Here is a 19,051-nt window from a genome sequence, read left to right as displayed (position 1 = left end):
CGCTGTGTCACAGAGAATGTTGTGGCGCACAACGTATGCCCGACATATACGTGACCGGAACCACACTGGATCGATTAAGTCGCAACGATGCGGTAACCCCGACGAAATTTGACTACCCAGGGTTGTGAGAGCGTTACCACCGCGCTACTGCATTCGACACCGATATATTGGATATCAGTCGTTCTGGCGGAGAACCCTCTCGACCATCCGGCGCACGGCGTCCGCCTGCGGAGGAGTGTCGCGGTCGGCGAACAGAAGATGCCCGGTGCCGATGAGCATGGGAGCAAGACCCTCGGCACTGATGTCGCCGACGCGGCCCAGTCGTTGTTCGGCTTCGAGGTAGTTCTGGATCATGACCACGGCCTCGGTCAGCACCGGGACGCCCGCCGGCCAGGTCTCACGCAGGCGCCTGCGGAGGTCGTCGCGGAAGGTCACCAGCGCGACGACGGCGACGGCGACCGACGTGAAGACCGCGGTGATCGCCTCGGCGAGGTTGCCGGCGACGGTCCCGGTGCCGGCGGCTTCGAGGAGCTCCCGCGCGTGCGCGTCCATCCTGTGCGCGCGGTCGAGGACGAACTCGGCGAGGAACGCGTCGAAGTCGTCGAAGTGCCGGTGCAGCACTCCCTTGGCGACGCCCGCCTCGGCCGTGACCGCCCGGCTGGTGAGCGCGCTCGGCCCGCCGTCCATCAGCAGCCGCTCGGCGGCGCCGAACAACTGCTCCCGCACGTCGCGCAGGTGCACACCAGTGGGCACTTCCTGAATCTCCTCACCTAGTGGGCGCTTGCCCACTATGGTGGGCGCATGCCCACTTTAGCCGGAGAACCGGATGAAACGACCCCGTCGACACCTCCTGTCGACAAGGAGGCTGCCGAGCTCCTCGCCTCGTCGTTCGGCGCGGAAGCCGCCCGCTACGACCGCACCCGCCCTTCCTATCCGGACGCGTTGATCGAACGGATCGTCACCACCAGCCCAGGACCACGCGTGGTCGAGGTCGGCTGCGGCACCGGCGTCCTGTCCCGGCAGCTGCGCGCGGCCGGGTGCGAGGTGCTCGGCGTCGAGCACGACGAGCGCATGGCCGAGTTCGCCCGCGGCACGGGGCTGACCGTGGAGGTCTCGAAGTTCGAGACCTGGGATCCGGCCGTCCGGGAGTTCGACGCCGTCGTCGCCGGGCAGTCGTGGCACTGGGTCGACTCCGACCAGGGCATCCGCCAGGCAGCCCGCGTGCTGCGGCCCGGCGGCGTGTTCGTCGCCTTGTGGCACGTGTTCGCGCCGCCGGACCCGATCGCGGAAGCCTTCGCCGACAGCTACCAACGGCTGGCTCCGGAGACACCGTTCCGCGTCGGTCACGGCCGCGAGGAGGCGCTCGCGAGCTACCGCGCGGGGTGCGTGCAGACCGCGGACGCGTTCGTCGGCTCGGGGTCGTTCGCGAACCCGGACCAGTGGAGCGCCCACTGGGACCACATCTACACGACCGCCGAGTACCTCGACCTCATCTCGACGATGAGCCCGATCGCGCTGCTCAAGCCGGACCAGCTCGCCGAGCTGTTCGCCGACGTCGGCGCCGCGATCGACGCACTCGGCGGCAGCTTCACGTCGCATTACGAAACGCTCGCCGTCGCCGTCACCCGCATCTGATATATCGGATATCAGTCAGCCGTCAGGGACTTACCAAGATCGCAGCGTCGCGATCCGTTCCTCGAGCTGCTCGATGCTCGCCATCGCCGTCGGCGGCCCACCGCAGTACTCACGCAACTGGTTGTGAATCTTGCCGTGCGGCTTCTTCGTGCGGTGGTGATGCATCGCGACGAGAGTGTTGAGCTCCTTGCGCAGGGCCCCGAGGCGTTCCTGCACGCTGGCCGGCCGCGCCTCCCGCACCGCCACCTCGGGCTTGGGCCGCTTGGCCGCGGAGGCGAGCTGCTCCTCCTGGCGTTGCATCAGCAGGGTGCGCACCTGGTCCGGCTCGAGCAGGCCCGGCAGACCGAGGTACTCCTGCTCCTCCTCCGAGCCGGCGAACGTCGGCGTGCCGAACGACGCGCCGTCGAAGATCACCTGGTCGAGCTCGGCCGTGGTGCCCAGGGCGGTGAAGGCGCGTTCGTCCTCGCCCGGCTCGTCCTTGGCCTGGTTCGCAGCGGCCAGGAGCTCGTCGTCCCAGCCGTCCTTCTCGCGGTGCGGCTTGCCCAGGACGTGGTCGCGCTCGGCCTCCAGCTCAGACGCGAGCTGCAGCAGCACGGGCACCGAGGGCAGGAACACCGACGCGGTCTCGCCGGGCTTCCGGTTGCGCACGAAGCGGCCGACGGCCTGGGCGAAGAACAGCGGGGTCGACGACGACGTCGCGTACACGCCGACCGCGAGGCGCGGGACGTCGACGCCCTCGGACACCATCCGGACGGCGATCATCCAGCGTTCGTTCGTCGAGGCGAACTCGGCGATCTTGCCGGAGGCCTTCGGGTCGTCCGACAAGACGACCGTGGCGATCTGGCCCGTGACGCGCAGCAGCACCTGCGCGTAGGCCTTCGCGGTCTCCTGGTCGGTTGCAATGACCAGGCCGCCCGCGTCCGGGATGCCGTTCTCGCGCTTCTGCGTGAGCCGTTGGTCGGCGGCGCGCAGGACGGACGCCATCCAGTCGCCGGCCGGGTCGAGCGCCGTGCGCCACGCCCTCGTGGTCTGCTCCTGCGTCAGCGGCTCACCGAGACGGGCGGTGAACTCTTCACCCGCGCTGGTCCGCCACGACGCCTCACCCGAGTACGCCAGGAACAGCACTGGCCGGACGACGCCGTCGCGCAGCGCGTCCGAGTACCCGTAGGTGTGATCGGCCTTGGAGGTCTTGAACCCGCCGTTGCTCTCCTCGTACTGCACGAACGGGATCGGCGAGTCGTCCGAGCGGAACGGCGTGCCGGTCAGGCACAGCCGGCGGACCGCGGGCGTGAACGCCTCGCGGATCGCATCACCCCACGACTTGGCATCACCACCGTGGTGGACCTCGTCGAGCAGCACGAGCGTCTTGCGGTTCTCCGTGCGCACCCGGTGCAACGACGGATGCGCGGCGACCTGCGCGTACGTCACGGCCACACCGTGGTAGTCGCGGGAGGTCATCGCGTTGGTGTTGCGGAAGTTCGAGTCGATGTGGATGCCCTGCTCGGCCGCGGCCTTGGCCCACTGGTGCTTGAGGTGCTCGGTGGGCGTCACGATCGTGACCGCCTCGATCGTCCGGTCGGCCAGCAACTCGGCGGCCACTCGCAGCCCGAAGGTCGTCTTGCCCGCGCCGGGTGTCGCGACGGCGAGGAAGTCCTGCGGTTTCGCGGCCAGGTACTTGGTCAGCGCCCGGCGCTGCCATGCCCGCAGCGGTCGCATTGCTGCTGTCGCTGTCACAGACGTGTTTCTCCTCGTTTACGCAGGTCGGACATGGTAATGCCCTCAGGCAGGCCGTCGCCGAGGGCAACGCGACTCTACCTGTTCCGGGCGCCGATGCCGCGAAACGTGGCGGCATGCACCATGCTTGTCACTGCGATGGGTTCGCCTACCGACAACGACGCACGCAGGTCCGGCCGCAAGGGGCCGCTGCGTCTACTCGCGCGCACGCTGTCGAAGGCGTGGCAGGGCAACATCTTCTCAGAAGCCGCCGAGGCGGCGTTCTGGCAGACGCTGTCGTTCCCGCCACTCCTGCTCGGCGTGCTGGGCGCCATGGGTTATCTCGGCGACTGGTTCGGCTCGGAGGTCGTGTCGGCCGTCCAGGAGAAGATCATCGGGTTCACCCGCACGATCTTCAGCGCGGACGTGGTCAACGGCGTGATCCAACCCACGGTCGCGGAGATCCTCACCACCGGCAAGGGCGAGATCGTCTCCGTCGGCTTCCTGATCTCGCTGTGGGCGGGTTCGTCCGCGATGTCGTCGTTCGTCGACGCGATCACGGTCGCGCACGGCCAGTACGGCGTCCGCAACGAGCTGTGGCAGCGCATCTTCGCGCTGCTGCTCTACATGATCTCCCTCGTCGCGCTGGTGATCGGCCTGCCGGTCCTGGCGCTGGGCCCGGACATCCTGCCGCAGTTCTTCCCGACGTCCTGGCAGCCGTACATCGAGACGTGGGTCGGCCGCTTCTACTACCCCGGCGTCGCCCTGCTGCTCGTGCTGTCGCTGTCACTGCTCTACAAGGTCGCGTTGCCGCGCCGGCTCCCGTACCACCGCGTGCTGCCCGGCGCGATCCTCGCCATGGCCGTGTTCGTCCTGTCGTCGATCGGCCTGCGCCTGTACATCCAGTGGATCACCACGACCGGCTACACCTACGGCGCCCTGGCGACACCGATCGCGTTCCTGCTGTTCGTGTTCTTCATCGGCCTGGCGATCACCATCGGCGCGTACTTCAACAGCGCCATCCAGGACATGTGGCCCGCCCGCATGACCCGGCGCCAGCGCCGCCGCTGGCGCCGGCTGGAGATGGAACGCGCGGCGTCGCGCATCCGTTCGGAGAACGCAGAACCCAAGCAAGAGGCCAACAGCACCAGCTACTCGGCGCCCTCCCCCGCCGACACCCAGCTGACGGCGCCGCTGAAGATCCAGGAACCTCGCCGCTCCGAGGACGAAAAACAGCGGGGGTAGCCGAAGCCACCCCCGCTGTACCGAACCTCCTGGTCAGCTCGAGTTCGCCGGGGTCGCGAACCGCTGCGGCAAGCCGCCGTGGCAGTCGTAGACGTAGACCCGGTCGTTGTCGTTCCCGAGCTGGCCGTCGAGGCAACGGCCGGACACCGGGTTCACGATGCTGCCGTCGGACCGCACCGACCACACCTCTCCACCGGTGCGCTGACAGGGGAACACCAGGGTGACCGGGGCGTTGTTGCCGGTGCCCGAGATGCCGACGCAGCGGTCGTACGCCTCGATCGTGCCGTCACCGGACATCCGCCAGTCCTGGGCGTAGAACCCGTTGCAGCCCCACATGTTCACGACGCTGGCCGCCGGGTTGGCGCCAGCGACGTCGAGACACTTCGTCTGGGGACCGACGACCGGGCCGCGCGAGACCCACTCGGCCGTCTGCCTCCAGATCTGCGTGTTCTTGGCGGCACAGGCGGTGATCGACAGCGTCGCGCCGTCCGACGTCGACGCCGCGGTGAGGCAGCGGCCCGACAGCGGGTTCAGGAGCGTGCCGTCGGCCTGGGCGACCCACTGCTGCGCCGGACCGTTGTTGCAGTCCGCCAGGTTCACGACCGTGCCTTCGGCCGTGGCGCCGTTGGTCACGTCGAGACACTTGCCCTCGCCGCGCAACGATCCGTCACCGGGCGCCACCCAGCTCTGCGCCACGCTGCTGTTGCAGCCCCACAGCGCCGCCTTGTTCTGCGTCGGGTTGTGACCGGTGACGTCCAGGCACCGCCCGCCGGGGCCGACGACCTTGCCCGCCCGGCCCCGCTGGTCCGGCACCGTCCACACCTGCTCCGACCTGGACGCCGCGCAGGGTGCCGTGATCAGCCGCGCCTCCTGGGTGGCGCCCACCGGCGTGACGCAAAGACCCGACGCCCGGCTGACCAGCCGCCCGTCGGTGCGGTGCACCCACTGCGACAGGTTGTCGCCACCGCACTCGTTCAGCACGACCTGCGCGCCGTCACCCGTCCCGTTGGGCATGAGGCAGCGGCCGCCGCCCTGGATCATGCCCTCGGTGGACGCCCAGGTCTGCGCGAACGCACCGTGGCAGTCGATCATCCAGACGACCTGCTGCGTCGGGTCGCCGTACTTGATGTCGAGGCAACGCCCGTTGCCGCTCTTCAGGGTGCCTGACCACACCGGCGTGTCCCGCTTGATCCGCACGTTGCGGAACTTCACGGCGTCAGCGGAGTGGTCGTTCTGGAAGCCGAAGAACGTGTTGCGCTCGGTCTGGGTCGCGTCCGGGGACGTGTACTGGTTCACCCGCTGGCCGTTGAGGAGCACCGTCACGGTGTTCCAGCTGACCTTGATCTCGAAGGTGTTCCACTGCCCGGCAGGCTTCTCCGCGCTCGTGGTGCTCGGCGTCTGCCTGCCCACGACGGAGCCGGTCGGCCACTCGTCGGGGTTCGGCTTGATCTGGATCTCGTACCCGGCGGCGGCCTTGGCCAGATCCGTCCCGGGGTTGCTGAACAGCACGAACACACCCGAGTCGGAGTTGTGCGTCTCGGCCATCCAGTCGAACTTGAGCGTGTAGTCGTTGCCGTAGGTGTGCGCCGTGTACCAGTTGACGTGGGGGTCGTCGGCGGTGCGCAGCTCACAGCCGTCCACCGTCATCATCTGACCGGTGGACTGCCAGCCCCTGAGCCCGGCCTCCGTCCGCCCGTCGAAGGCACTGCTGAACCCCGGCTCGTCCTTCGCCGTCACGCAGTTGCCCGCCACCGCCTGCGTCGCGACCTTGGTCCCACCGACGAAGTAGCCGGTGACGTCGGCCGACAACCTGGTCTGGCCGCGCTCGTTGCGCACGTCGACCCTGCCGCTCTGCCCGAGCGGTACGAGAGCGAGCCCGGCCGCCGTCTCCAGCTTGCGCGTGGCGACCTGGCTGCCGGCCGCCCAGCCGATCTCGCTCGCGACCGCGCTGAGCTCGGTGCCGACGTTGTTGTCGAGACCCGTCATCACCACGGCAGCCGTGGTCGCCGCGGCCGGAACGCCCGCGACCCCGCTCACCTGGAACGAGGCCACCTGCCCGTGTCCGATCGGAGCCTTGGGCACACCGTTGCCGGTGGCCGTGTCCGCGACCCGCCCGGAATCGGCGAACGGCACGTACTTCGCACCGTTGGCGCCGGTGCCGAAGTACCCGACGACGTCCAGCGCCGCCCCGACGACACCGCGCCACGTGGCGTTGCTGACCCGGATCTTGCCGTCCGACCCGATCGGCACCACGACCGCGTTGGTTCGCCGATCGCCCTGCGCGACCGAGACCGACACCGTGGCCGGAAGCGCGGCGTCGCCGTGTGCCACCAGGAACTGCTGCTCGGCCGCCTCGAACCCGGTGAGGTTCACGACCACGGCCTGCGCGGTGGCCGGAACGCCCGCGACCCCTCGGACCTGCACCTCGACGGTCTTGCTGCCGCCGACGTCGAGCGAGGTGTTCCGCGCGTTGCCACCAGCGGCCACCGCATACCCGCGCGTGTCGAGCAACCGGGCGGGCGCGGGCAACGCGAAGTACGTGTTGGTGCTCTGCTGCGGGCTGAAGTAGCCCAGCCGATCGACCACGACCCCGGCCAGTCCGTTGCCGCGGTTGCGCAGCTTGATCGACCGCGCGCTGTCCAACGGCGCGAAGAACGTCATCGACTGCCACGTCCGCGCGTTGTCGCCACGGGCGTGCAGCGTCGGCACCTGGCCACCCTTGGCCGCCAGGTCACCGGTGCCGACCTCGATGGCGACGTCGCCGATGTCGCCGGCGCGCGCCTGAGCGGACACCGTGATCGCGACCGCGGTCGTGTCGCCGGGCAGCGCCGGGAACGCGAGCGTCTTCGTCTCCCCGGCGGCGAACTCCGAGTCGTGGACACGGGTCGGCGCGGGATCGGCGGTGAAGCCGGAGCCCGCGGGTGCGGCCGGCGGGGTGCCCGGCGTACCCACGCTGAGCGGACCGTTGCCCCAGGTGTTGTTGGACTGCTTGGGGTTCGCGGCGTTCAGCAACGCGGTCTGCAGCTGCGAGGCGTCGAGCGCCGAATTGGCCGACTTGAACAACGCGGCCGCACCGGCAACGTGAGCGGCGGCGGCGGAGGTGCCCCGCAGCACACCCATCGCGCTCGTCGAAACCTGGTCGTAGCCCGTGATGTCCGGCTTGATCCGGCCGTCGATCGACGGGCCGCGGCCGCTGTAGTCCTGCACCCGTCCCGAGTTCGGCTGGGTAGCGCCGACCGCGATCACGTGCGGCGAGGTCGCCGGTTCCACGACGCTGCCGGCCTCGGTGAAGTACTGCAGCTGCTGGTTGTTGCCGGGACCGCTGACGAACAGCTCCATCGAGGTGTTGAGCGGCGCGTTGTGGTTGCGCACGTACACCCAGTACGTCAGCGTGCCGCCCGAGTTGTTGGTGAACGTGAGTGACTCGGTCGGCGCGAGCCCGTCGGCGCTGTCACGCTGCGACCGCGTCGACACCGCCGCGACCTCCGGGTCGTTCGGTCCGTTCGGCGGGTTGGGCGTCTTCATCACGTAGAGGTCGAGGTCGTGCTTGGTCTTCGGCCACGCGTCCCAGCGCAGCCCGACCGTGGCGGTGCGACCCGCGTCGAGCGGGAAGCCGTTCTGCCGAGAGGGCCCGAACTCGACCCAGCCGTCAGCGTTGGCGTCGATGGCGTTGCCGCCGTAGTGCAGTCGCGCCTGGTTGCCCGCCGCGACACTCCAGAGGATCCCCGCGGCCTTGCTGCGCTTGACCACCTCGGCGGGGCTGCCGGCGTCACCGGTGCCGTCGCCGCGGCTGCCGGTCGGAGCCAGGAACCCGACCGCCGACGAGATCACCTGCACACCCTGCTCCCGCAGCCACGTCTCGGCCTGGTCGAAGCTGAACGTGTCCTCGATGCACGCCAGGAACAGCTGGGCCTCAGGCGCCACGTCGTGCACGATCTCGGCGACACCGGTGCCGTGCGGCGACTTCTCGGCCGCGTCGAGGCAGTTGTTGTTGTTGATGGTGACGTTGGCGGGCAGGTCACCGCTGGCCTGCGAGGCCGCCACGTCCCCGAAGCCGACGTCGATGATGCCGACCTTGACGCCGGCGCCCTTCTTGCCGGCGTCGTGCCAGAGGTTGGCCTTGGCCGCGCTGACGCCTTCCGACGTGACGGCCATCGGCACAGCCCGGTCCGGCAACCGCACCTCGGTGACGCCGGCCTGGCTCGCGACCAGGTCCAGCTTCTCCTTCGGCACGGAGGCCTTGACCCGGTTGGTGGTCGACCCGCTGACCGTGCCGCCGGCCTTGATGACGGCGGCGCGGAGCTGGTTCTGGCTCGGGCCCTCGACGTAGACCAGCTGGCGGCCCTTGACGTCCTTGGGGACCGTCTGGCCGGGTCTTGCGTCGGACGCGGAGTTCACCGCGTCCGGTCTGGCGCCGGTGGGCGGCGCGGCCGCCCAGGCAGGTGTTGCGACGACAGCCGCCCCCAGCGTGAAACACACGGCCGCAGCGGCCGCACGTCGCAATCTTCTCATTTCATTCCGTTTCTCATTTGACTCGAACTCCTACGACTGCACGTAGTTCTCATCGGGAAAGTCGTCTGGAAAAATCGGGCAGCGCACATCCCCGGTCAAAACTCCGACGAGAAAGCTCTGCATGTTTCCGTGGTGCGTCCACCAGTTTCCAACATCGGTGACCACAACAGGCCACTGGTCCGGCTCTCCTTGCACAAGCCAGCAGAGGAAGTCGTTGTTGTCGGTGACACCCCACGGAAGCAGTCCACCGGGTTCCGGGTACAGCGGGTGCGGAAAGTCCGACGGGAGGTCCTCCCGCAACCCGCGGAAGTTGGTCAGCGTCTGATCGGCGAACTCCCGCAGGCTGAACTCGTCCTCGCCGCCGACCGGGCGGAAGACCGACAGGAAGTCGCCGATGTTCAGCACCCGGTAGTTGTCGACCAGCACCCGGTAATCGGTGGGCAGCGCGGTGCCGAGATCGGATTCCACCGCCGCCCAGTCGACCTCCGGTGCGGGCTCACCGGCTTCTCCCAGTACCGCTTTCCACGAATCAAGGACAGGCATGGTGGTCCACTCGATGTTGTTTGGTGTTGTGAATGACGACATTGATGCAGAAGCCGTTGTCTCCGCGGGCGTACATGTGCACGGCAGTGGGCATTGCCTGCAAATTGTTGTACATGGGAGTGACCTCGTAGTCGACCGGCTCCCCGCCGTTGACCACGGAGCGCACCATCAACTCGTACCTCTTCATGCCAGGCGAGTTGTTCACCGGATCCTGGTAGAGCGTGACGAGGTTGGCAGGGTTGTTGCCACTACCACCGAGGATGTTCGCCAGCAAGTGACTGCGCCCCATGCGGTTCGGCCCACTCCGCGGGTTCGCCGAGGAGCCGTCCGCCCTGAGCGGCCAGCCTGGCGGGTGAATCCTCTTGTTGGCCGGGGAACCGGGAGGAATCCTGTCCGGGCAGAGACGTGCCTCCACACCGGTCGCCCGCCCACCGACCATGGGCTTGTAGTCGGTGGATGGGACGCACTCGTCGTCGTCCTCACGGCGCTTCTGCAACAGCTCCGACGCGGTCTTGCCGATCGCCCTCAACACATTCTCGAGCGACCAGTCGAAGTTGGGTGAGTCAGGCGAGTTCGGGTCGTCGTCCTCGGTGACCTTCGTCCGTTCCTCGGCGTACTCCTCGACCTTTTCCAGGACCGCCGTCGCTGCCGTCGCCGCCGCCAGCACGCCGGCCCGTACCACCACCGTGGATCCGGCAACCAGCTTGGGAACAGCGGTCAGCGCTTCGACCAGCCACTGCGGCGGAGGCGGAGGCATCCAGCCGCCACCCGCACCCGGCGGGGTGTCACCACCGTTCGAGTTGCCACACGTGCCGGTGCACGGCGGTTTCGTGCCGCAGTTCGCCCAGCAGATCCGTTGCAACTGTTCGAGCGCCGCGCGGAGCTTGCGGGCCATGGTTTCCGCGGCGGTGGCCCCCGCGACCGTGGCGACGGTGGACTGCGTGGCCTGGCTCAGGGCCCGGCGGTTCTGCTCGGCCCGCCAGTCCTGGTACCGGTTGACCGTGTCGATCGTCCCGCCAACTGCCACGCCGGTAACGGCAACCGCGCCGATCGCGGCCGCGACCTCCGCGATGCCCCACGCCGCGAGCGGAGCGAGAAACACGAGGTGCCCGGTGGGGTCCGTGTTGCCGATCGGGTCGTTGTTGCCGTACTGGAAGCGGTTCGCCGCCGCGGACGGGTTCGGGTCGATGGTCCAGTCGTCACGGCTGACGAACTGGCCCGCGTTCGGCGAGTACCAGCGGGCGGTCATGTTGACCGAGCCGGTGTCCGCGTCAGTCCAGTCGCCCTGGAAACCGATCGGCGAGACGTTGCCGGACGACGCCGTGACCTTGCCGAACGGGTCAAAGGTGCGGGTGCCGTCGACAGCGGCGCCGAGATAGCGGCCGATCACGTCACCGCGGCCGTCGCTGAAGAGCATCCTGCCCTTGGCCGTCTCGGAGACGTTCTTGTCCGAGAACGCCCGGCCGTCAGGCAGCCTGCTGATCACGCGGGTGCCGTCGGACACGGCCTCGTTGGTCAGGCCGAGATACTGGAATTTCTTGCCGTTGCGGTCCGTGACGCGGTCGAGGCTGTCGTAGGCGTAGCTGGCCGCGCCCTCGGTGGCCAGGCGGTCGAACGCGTCGAACGCCGAGTTCTTCGTCTGGCCGTTCTCGGTGACCGACGAGAGGGTGCCGCGAGCGGTGTAGCTGTAGGTGGCGCCACCGCCCGACTTGAGCCGGTTGCGCTCGTCGAAGGCGTACGTGGCCGCTCCGGCACCGATGCGGTTGCCTGCGGCGTCCCACCGGTAGTCCGTGGTGCCGGCCGGGCCGGTCCACTGCGTGAGCCTGCCCGCGCCGTCGTAGGCGTAGGTGTTGGCCTGGGTGGACGACTTCGAGGTGACCTTCTTCGACGTCACCTTGTCGTCGCGGTCGAAGCCGTACTCCGTGCCGATGAGCACCGACGACGGCGCGCCGGGTTCGGTTTGCTGCTCGACCTGGTCGGACGTCGCCCTGCCGAGCTCGTCGTAGGTGATGCGCCGGTTGCTCCACGAGCTGACGGAACGGTCGGCGACGAGCGAGGTGCGCCCCGCGGCGTCGTAGCCGAGGTCGACGGTCCGGCCGGACAGCGGGTCGACGACCGTGGTGATCCGGCCCGCCTTGTCGTAGGTGAACGCCGCTGTGCCGCTGGCATCCTCACGAGTCGCGACCGTGCTGTCGCCGTTGTAGGTGTACTTCGCGTTTCCGGCCGCCCCGTACGACTGGGTGAGGTTGCCCCGGTCGTCGTAGACGTAGCCGCTGTCGCCCTTCGGACCGGACACCACGATCACGCGACCGGCCTTGTCGTAGCGGAAGGACCTGTCGGCTGTCGCCGCCTCCGCACCGGTACCGCGCTCGATCTTGAGCTTGCCCTGCGCGTCGTACTCGCGGGTGGTGACCACACCGCCGGGCTTGGTCAGCTTGACCGGCTGAGCGGCGGCGTCGTACACGCTCGTCCACGTGCGGTCGGCCGCGTTCGGGTGTGCCGCGGTGGACGGTTCGATGATCGACTCGGGCTTGCCGAGGGTGTTGTACGTGTAGATCGTGACGTTCTTGTTGCCGTCGACGAACCTGCTGCGGTTGCCGACCTGGTCGTAACCGTGCTGTGTCGTGATCGACGTGGTGGCGTCGATCTTCTCCGTCCGCGTCGCCAGCCGTCCGAGCTCGTCGTAGGTGGCCGCCTGCGACCGGCCTTCCGGCGAGGTCTCGGCCACGACGTTGCCCATCGGGTCGTAGACCTTGGTCGCCGCGCGCTTCTCGGCACCCCCGACCAGTTGCGCGGTCTTCGTCTGGCGGCCCAGCAGGTCGTAGGTGAGCGCCGTGACCACACCGGCGGGGTCGGCGGTCGTGGCGAGCCGGCCCGTGATGTCGAAGGTGTTGGTGGTGACCCGGTTCGTGGGGTCGGTCAGGGTGAGCACGTCACCGGCGGTGTTGAAGGTCTTCCTGGTCACCGCGCCGGTCGGGCCGGTCTGCTCGACAGGCTTGCCCGAGGCGTCGTAAGTGGTCGTCGTCGTGAAGAACACCGGGGTGCCGGACGACCGCTCGACCGCGGTCGAGGTGATCTGCCTGCCCAGCTCGTCGTAGGTGAAGCGGGTCTGCGCACCGGTGGGGTCGGTCCGGGTGAGCACTTCGCCCGCGCGCGAGTACGCCACGCTGACAGAGCTCGGGGTGGTGTCGACCTGCGGCACTGTCGTCTTCAGCAGGTGGCCGTAGGGGTCGTACTGGTGGGTGGTGACGCGGCCGAGCGCGTCGGTCATCTTGGTGGTGCGGCCGGCGTGGTCGTACTCGGCCAGGAGCACCGGCCTGATGATCTGTCCACCAGGCGGGGTGTATCCGGGCAGCGCCGTCTTGACCACGCGGCCCATGTCGTCGCGCTCGAACACGGTGACGGCTCCGTCGCCGGCCTTGCTGTGGGACTGCTCGCCGAAGGCGTTGTGGCCCGTCGTCTCCACGCGCCGGAACCGCTGTGTCTGCGTGCCGTTGACCCAGATGTCGGTGGCCGGGAGCGTGGCGGTGACGACCTGGCCGGTGGCGTCGTAGGTGTAGTCCGTCGTGAGCTGGCGGCGGTCGGTCTGGGACCGGACCAGACCGCGTTCGTCACGGTCGTACGTGGTGGAGAACGTGGTGTTGGCGTCGAGGAAGGCTTCCTCGCGAGTCACCTTGTTCACGCCGTCGTAGACGTACGCCGCCACTTCGGTGCGGTTCGGATCCGCCGCGCCGCGGGTTTCGACGCGGACCGCGTTGCCGTCGGCGTCGCGGCGGTAGGTCGTCGACCTGGCCAGGCCTTCCGGGTCGAGCGTGGTGCTGGTCAGGAAGCCCGCGGCGTCGTAGGTCTGGACGTTCTTGATGCCGCCGGGAGAGACCAGTGCGGTCGGGTGGCCGGCCGGGTCGTAGGACCAGTCCTCCAGCACGACGTTCTGGACCTGGCCGTTCGGGGCGGTGTAGTGCTCACGAACGGTCTTCGCCTTGAGGCCGTCGTCGTAGTAGAGGTACGACGTGGTGCGCCCCTGGGCGTCCTGCGTCTGCTTCAACCGGCCCGCGTCGTCGTAGACGTTGGACTCGACGACGAGACCGGTGCTGCCGGGATCCTCGGGATCGACGCCGGTGCCTGACGCGGATCTCGCCTGCAGCCGGCCGTTCTCGTCGGACTGCGAGGTCCACTTGATGCCCTGGACGTCGGTGAGGACCTGGGTGAGCCCGTTGTCGAGGTACTCGCGGACTTCCTTGCCACCGTCGGGGAACTGCGTCTGCACGACGCGGTCCTGGGCGTCGTAGGTCATCACCGTGGTGCGGGGCCGGTCGCCGCCGCTCGTGGTGGGCAAGGCGTCGGAGATCGTGCTCTCCAGCACGTTTCCGTTGCCGTCGTAGCGGTAGGTCGTCACCTTCTGGTGCCGCAGCCCGGTGATCGGGTTCGTCACCGCGGGCTCGGTCACCTTGGCCACCTGCGAACGCGGGGTGTACTCGGTGGTCGTGGTGCCGAACACCGCCCCACCCGCGTTGGCCTGCGTGACCGAGGTCCGGCGTCCGATCGCGTCGTTGCCGAAGCTCGTCCGCAGACCGGTCGGCGTCGTCGCCTCAGCGAGATCACCGTTGGCGCGGTAGGAGAACCGCGTTACCTGGTCGCGCTTCCCCGTCGTCTTGATCAGCAGCCCGGCCGGCACCTTGCCGCCGCCGACCGCGTCCTCGTCACCGCTGGCGTAGGTGTTGATCTCGGTCGGCGCGCCGATCTGCCCGTCCGGCACCGGGAACGTCGTCCTGGTCTTGCGACCGGCCGAGTCGTAGGTGTAGCTCGTGCGGAAGCGGGTGTCGTTCGCGTCGGCCGAGCGAGCGTCCGAAGTGGACTCGAGCTTGTCGCGGCGCGGGTCGAGCGGGTTCGGGGACTGGACGTAGGTGGAGTACGACGTGTTGCAGGAGCCAGGAGCACGACATGTCTTGCGGCTCAACACGTTGCCGCGATCGTCGGTGGTCAGCTCCGTGCGCAGGCCGATCTCGTCGACCGACGCCGACATGAAGCCCTTGGTGTTGTACTCGAACTTCCGCGACACACCGTCGTGCGTGCGGGCAGTGAGCCTGCCGCCGTTGTCGATGTCGTAGGTGTAGGTCCAGTCGCCGTAGTTGCTCGGACCGCGAACGACGGCCGTGCGCACGGCGTCCTGCACCCGTGGCGTGTCAAGCGACCACGTGCGCCCGTCGTCGTCGACCAGGGTCTTCACCCGGTCGTTGATGTCGTCGTAGGTCAGCTTCGCGAACCGCCGGTCGTCCTGCGGCAACGTGATCGTGTCGAGCTGCGCGATCTCGGTGCGGGACGCGAAGTGCTGCGCCGCGGCCAGCGAACCGACGGAGTGCTGGTAGACGGCCACCTCGTCGATCGAGCCGTTGAAGTAGAAGTTCTCGTCGTTGGTGGCGGGGAAGCCCTTGGCGTATCCGGCGCCCAGCGTCAGGTTCTTCTGCTGCCTGTGGTCGATGAGGCCCGTGAGGTTCTCGCCGACCTTCCGGCCGTCGAGGTACAGCGTCTGGCTGTCGATCGCACCGGACAGCAGCGCGTGGTGCCAATGACCGTCGTTGACCTCGTCCGCGCTCACGATCTGCCGTGGTCCGCCGGAGTCGCGCTTGGCGAAACCGCCGTACAGCACGCCGTCTGTCCCGACGTAGAGCAGCGGAGTGGACTTTCCAGCGCTGTTCGGGAAACCGTTGTCCGAGTAGCTGATCAACGTGCCGTGCGTGGTCGTCTTGAACCACAGCTCGACCGCGAGCGACATGGTCTCGTTGGTGAGCTTCTCCGGCAGCGTGACGTAGCTGCTGTTGCCGTCGAAGGTCGCGGCCTTGTCCGCGGTGCCGCCGAGAGCGCCGGCGGTGCCGGGCACGACACCGTGCTGGGCTCCTGAGTTCTCGCCGTCCTTGCGGGCTACGGCATTCGCGAAGGTGGCACCAGAGGTCTCGCCGAGCCGCCAGTAGGCCTTCGGGTTGTCGTCGACAACTGAGCTGCGGTAGCGCGAGCCGGTCGTGTAGCCGTACGTGGTGCAGTTCGGGGCGTCACCCGGCACACAGGCCTTGGTCAGCTTCTCGCCGTCGTAGGTGTAGGTCCACACGAGCGGCGCGACACCGGCGGCGGGCGCCTGCGTCGTCACGGTCGACACGCGCTTTCCCTGCCACGTCAGCGTCAGCGTGCGTCCGCTGGTGCCGTTGGTGATCGTCGTGACGCGGTCTTCCGTGTCGTAGCCGAACTGTTCGGTGAGCCCTGCCGGGTCGACGATCTCGGTCAGGCGCCCGAGCTCGTCGAACCGCCACTTGCCGCCTGTGTTGTCGCGCAACGTGTAGACACCGCCTGCGGCGTCGTACACGAGCTCGGTGCTGTCGCCCAAGGGCGAGCCGAAGGAGCTGTCGGCGTTCCGGCCGAACCGGATCTGCCGTCCGCTCGGGTAGGTGACCACGACGTTGCGAGAGCCGTCGTCGTCCTGCTTGAGCCGCATGTCCAGCCGCGACGCCCAGCCGACGCCGAACGCGGTGTCGCGGCGCGGGTCGAGGCTGTTGTAGGTCCGGCTGACCGTCAGGTCGGGCCCGACCGTGCCGACGGACGCGTCGGTGACGACGGTCGAGTAGTTGCCGATGCCGGGGTCGAGTCCTGGACCTTCCGTCGAGTTCGGGCTGCCCGCGAGGTGGGAGGTGATCTGCGGCTGCGGCACCCGAGTGGACAGGACGAGCGGACCGACCCAGCGCAAGCTCTCGTCCACGGTGTCGTGGACCTTGACGCTCCAGTAGTAGGTCTTGCTCCAGCGCAACGCCTGCGCGCCACTCGCACTCGGCGCCCACGACTGCCCGGTCCAGCCCGACTCCTGGCAGTTCTCGGTCAGCTGCTGGTTCGTGCAGATCTTGAAGTTGTAGGTGAAGCCCTTGCCCGGCCAGTTGTCGGCGTCGACACCCTCGGCGTAGAGGGTCGGCGTCAGCGACTCGACGACCGCGCCGCTGCCCGGCTGCTGGTAGTCGGTCGACGGCGGGACGTTGCTGACCTTCACGTCCACCCGGCCGAACGGCACGCCGTGCACGTCCTGGAAGTTCGCTCCCTCCGGCGTGAACATCGTCAGGTAGAGCTGGTAGTCGCCCGGCGCCAGCGGGTCGATCGGGATCTCGGCGAAGGTGTGGGTCTGCATCGGGGCGACGTTCGCGCGGAAGCCGTTGCGCGTGCGGATGACCGTGTTGCCCTGCTTGACGATGTAGCCGAAGTGGGTGCCACCGCCGGAGTTCCACGCCGACTGGCCCAGGTTGGTGACCTTCGCGGTGAGGTTGCCCGCGTGGGCGTTCGTGGGCAGGAGCACATCGGTCACGTCGAAAGACGCGCCCTCGGGCGAGTACCGCACATCCAGGTACGGCGGGTTCGGCGAGTTGGCCGAAGCGAAGCGCTTGCCGCTGCCTGCGTCGGACTCGTCGGAAGCCCGCACCGACAGGCCGTTGCCCAGCGCGGCGCCGTGCGTCCAGCGCGTCATCAGGTCGGCGTCGAGAGGGAACGCCTCCCGAGCGGAGCCGCATCCGGGAGCGCCGTGCGCGAAGGACTTGCTCGACAGCGCCTGGCCGACGGCGGCACCGGGCCACCTCGTGGAGCCGTTCCACCCCTGGGTGACCTCGAACACGGTCACGCCCTTGGGGGTGCAGCTGGGTGACCAGACGTTGTACATGACCAGCGACGCGCCGACGATGTACTGGTTGCGCAACGTGTTCAGCGCCGAGCCGAAGCGCAGGTAGGAACGGGCGATCGGCTGGCCTTGGACCCGGCCGGCCTCCAGCTCGGGTGCTCCCGACTGGTCAGCGGCGCTCGACCGCACGAAGGTGTCATCGCTGTCGGCGTTGGGAGTGGCGACCGAGGGGTCGACGACCACCGGGAAGACACGGGCCGGGTCGTTGAGCCACGCCTGACCGAGGGCGAGGCGCAGCGTCCAGGTGCGGTCGCCTGTCTTGTCGAGCGAGTACCGGGCATCGGTCGAGCGAACGCCCGCCGCGTCGTCCATGAATGCGGCCGGCATGACCGCCACGACGTCCTCGCCGTCGACGAGCTCCAGGTCGCCCGTGTCGGTGAGGCGGGGCTGCAGGCGGTCCAGCGCCAGGGTGAAGGCGAAGGAGGAGGTGGCGGCCGAGGCCAGCACCAGGTCTTCTTTCACACCGGTGCTGGTGGCGGTGAGCCGGACGTCGACGCCAGGCCGCACGCCGCGATAGGTGACCTGCGCACCGTGGACCTCGCCGCGGACGTTCGCCGCGTCGGCGAGGCCGTAGGACAGCCGTCGGTCGTTGCCGAGACCCGCGTTCACCAGCGAGCCGTCGGAACCGGTGGTGGCCAGAGTCATCTCGATCGGCGAGGCCTCGGGCTTCAGCCTTCCGTCCACCGGGACGAGATCGAGGTCCACCGGCTTCCACGAGCCGTCGGGCTGGCGGACGTTGGCCTGGCCCGTGTGCAGCCGCAGCGTGCGCGAGCCGTCCGGGTTGTCGAACGTCTGAGTGGTCGCGGTGCGGTCGCCCGGCCGTTCTTTCGCGTTCGGGTCGATCGCTTCGGCATCGCGCGGCTGGCTGACCTTCGGGTTGACCTTCCCCTGCTGGTGGGAGGCCTGCTTCACCTCGGGCAACGCGGGTGCGTGGTCGGGCACCGCACCGGCGGGGCGCGGCTGGTCGCGCTGAGGAAGCTTGGCGTTGGCGCGGGTCGCGTCGCCCGAGACCGCGTGCGAGGAGCCATCAGCGGTTCCGGTGCGTTGCTCAGGAGCGGAAGTGGAGGCACCGAGCGGAAGCGCTCCGAGGGTGCCGTAGGGAGTCTCCGAGCCGCCGAGAACCGGCAGCACCATGATCAGAACGAGCAGCAGGCACAACGGTCTGCGCGCAGCACGAAACACCGACGCGTGTCTCACGCATTCCCCCCAGGAATGTTTGGTTGTGAAGGCGGCCTCGGTCCCCGCGAGGGCCGTTGATGCAGGTCAACGTGCCGTACTCACGGCATCGGAGGCACCGCTGCGAAACCTAGACCGGTCCGCTATCACGCCGGTCACGCATGCGTGACAAGATCATTGTCCCGAAATGAGACAGCCGCGCCCGGTGCCTCGAGGTCGAGGCACCGGGCGCGGCTGTGTGTGAAGTTCTGGGTCTTACTCGTCGCCGCCGGGAGGCAGGCCCTCGTAGATCTTCTTGCAGTCCGGGCACACCGGCGAACCGGGCTTCGGCGACCGCGTGACCGGGAAGACCTCGCCGCAGAGTGCGACCACATGCGTTCCCATCACGGCGCTCTCGGCGATCTTCGCCTTGCGCACGTAGTGGAACATCTTCGGGGTGTCGTCCCCGGTGTGGTCGGTGCCTTCCGGCCGTACGTCGACCTCGGGGAGAGTCTGGGTGCTCACGCGCCCAGGGTACCTGGGATG

General features: G+C 68.7%; 8 protein-coding genes. 2 read left to right on the top strand and 6 right to left on the bottom strand.

The annotated features are described in order from the left end of the window. Positions 1 to 174: 174 nt before the first annotated feature. Positions 175 to 753 carry a TetR/AcrR family transcriptional regulator gene (locus LFM09_RS31805; RefSeq protein ID WP_414100264.1) on the bottom strand — a complete coding sequence of 193 codons (579 nt, stop codon included), beginning with the start codon at positions 751 to 753 and terminating at the stop codon, positions 175 to 177. A 48-nt stretch (positions 754 to 801) separates the two neighbouring features. Here LFM09_RS31805 and LFM09_RS31800 point away from each other — a divergent pair, with 48 nt between their 5' ends. Then, positions 802 to 1,635 (top strand): class I SAM-dependent methyltransferase, encoded by an 834-nt coding sequence (locus LFM09_RS31800; RefSeq protein WP_414100263.1) that lies wholly within the window; start codon positions 802 to 804, stop codon positions 1,633 to 1,635. A 30-nt stretch (positions 1,636 to 1,665) separates the two neighbouring features. Here the strand turns inward: LFM09_RS31800 and LFM09_RS31795 are convergent, their stop codons facing one another. Continuing rightward, positions 1,666 to 3,351, bottom strand: coding sequence for a DEAD/DEAH box helicase (locus LFM09_RS31795; protein WP_414100299.1), 1,686 nt, complete (start codon positions 3,349 to 3,351; stop codon positions 1,666 to 1,668). Positions 3,352 to 3,507: 156 nt separating this feature from the next. Between LFM09_RS31795 and LFM09_RS31790 the strand changes: the two genes are divergently transcribed. Beyond that, positions 3,508 to 4,593 carry a YihY/virulence factor BrkB family protein gene (locus tag LFM09_RS31790; RefSeq protein ID WP_414100262.1) on the top strand — a complete coding sequence of 362 codons (1,086 nt, stop codon included), beginning with the start codon at positions 3,508 to 3,510 and terminating at the stop codon, positions 4,591 to 4,593. 33 nt (positions 4,594 to 4,626) lie between these two features. Here LFM09_RS31790 and LFM09_RS31785 read toward each other — a convergent pair whose 3' ends face one another. The 4 genes from LFM09_RS31785 to LFM09_RS31770 all read right to left on the bottom strand — a co-directional run bounded on the left by LFM09_RS31785 (position 4,627) and on the right by LFM09_RS31770 (position 19,030). Then, positions 4,627 to 9,105: a ricin-type beta-trefoil lectin domain protein gene (locus tag LFM09_RS31785; protein WP_414100261.1), complete on the bottom strand. Its 4,479-nt coding sequence runs from the start codon at positions 9,103 to 9,105 to the stop codon at positions 4,627 to 4,629. Positions 9,106 to 9,135: 30 nt separating this feature from the next. Further along, positions 9,136 to 9,648, bottom strand: coding sequence for an SMI1/KNR4 family protein (locus tag LFM09_RS31780; RefSeq protein ID WP_414100260.1), 513 nt, complete (start codon positions 9,646 to 9,648; stop codon positions 9,136 to 9,138). Then, positions 9,635 to 18,547 (bottom strand): RHS repeat-associated core domain-containing protein, encoded by an 8,913-nt coding sequence (locus LFM09_RS31775; RefSeq protein ID WP_414100259.1) that lies wholly within the window; start codon positions 18,545 to 18,547, stop codon positions 9,635 to 9,637. The genes LFM09_RS31780 and LFM09_RS31775 overlap by 14 nt, the downstream gene beginning before the upstream one ends. Before the next feature lie 234 nt (positions 18,548 to 18,781). Further along, a complete protein-coding gene (locus LFM09_RS31770) occupies positions 18,782 to 19,030 on the bottom strand; it encodes a DUF3039 domain-containing protein (protein WP_414100258.1) in 249 nt (82 codons plus the stop codon). Between the last annotated feature and the right edge of the window lie 21 nt (positions 19,031 to 19,051).

The organism is Lentzea alba, assembly GCF_047445655.1.
Classification (GTDB): Bacteria; Actinomycetota; Actinomycetes; order Mycobacteriales; family Pseudonocardiaceae; genus Lentzea; species Lentzea alba_A.
The sequence above is the reverse complement of the archived record's forward strand: the minus strand, read 5'-3'. Positions and strand labels throughout refer to the sequence as shown.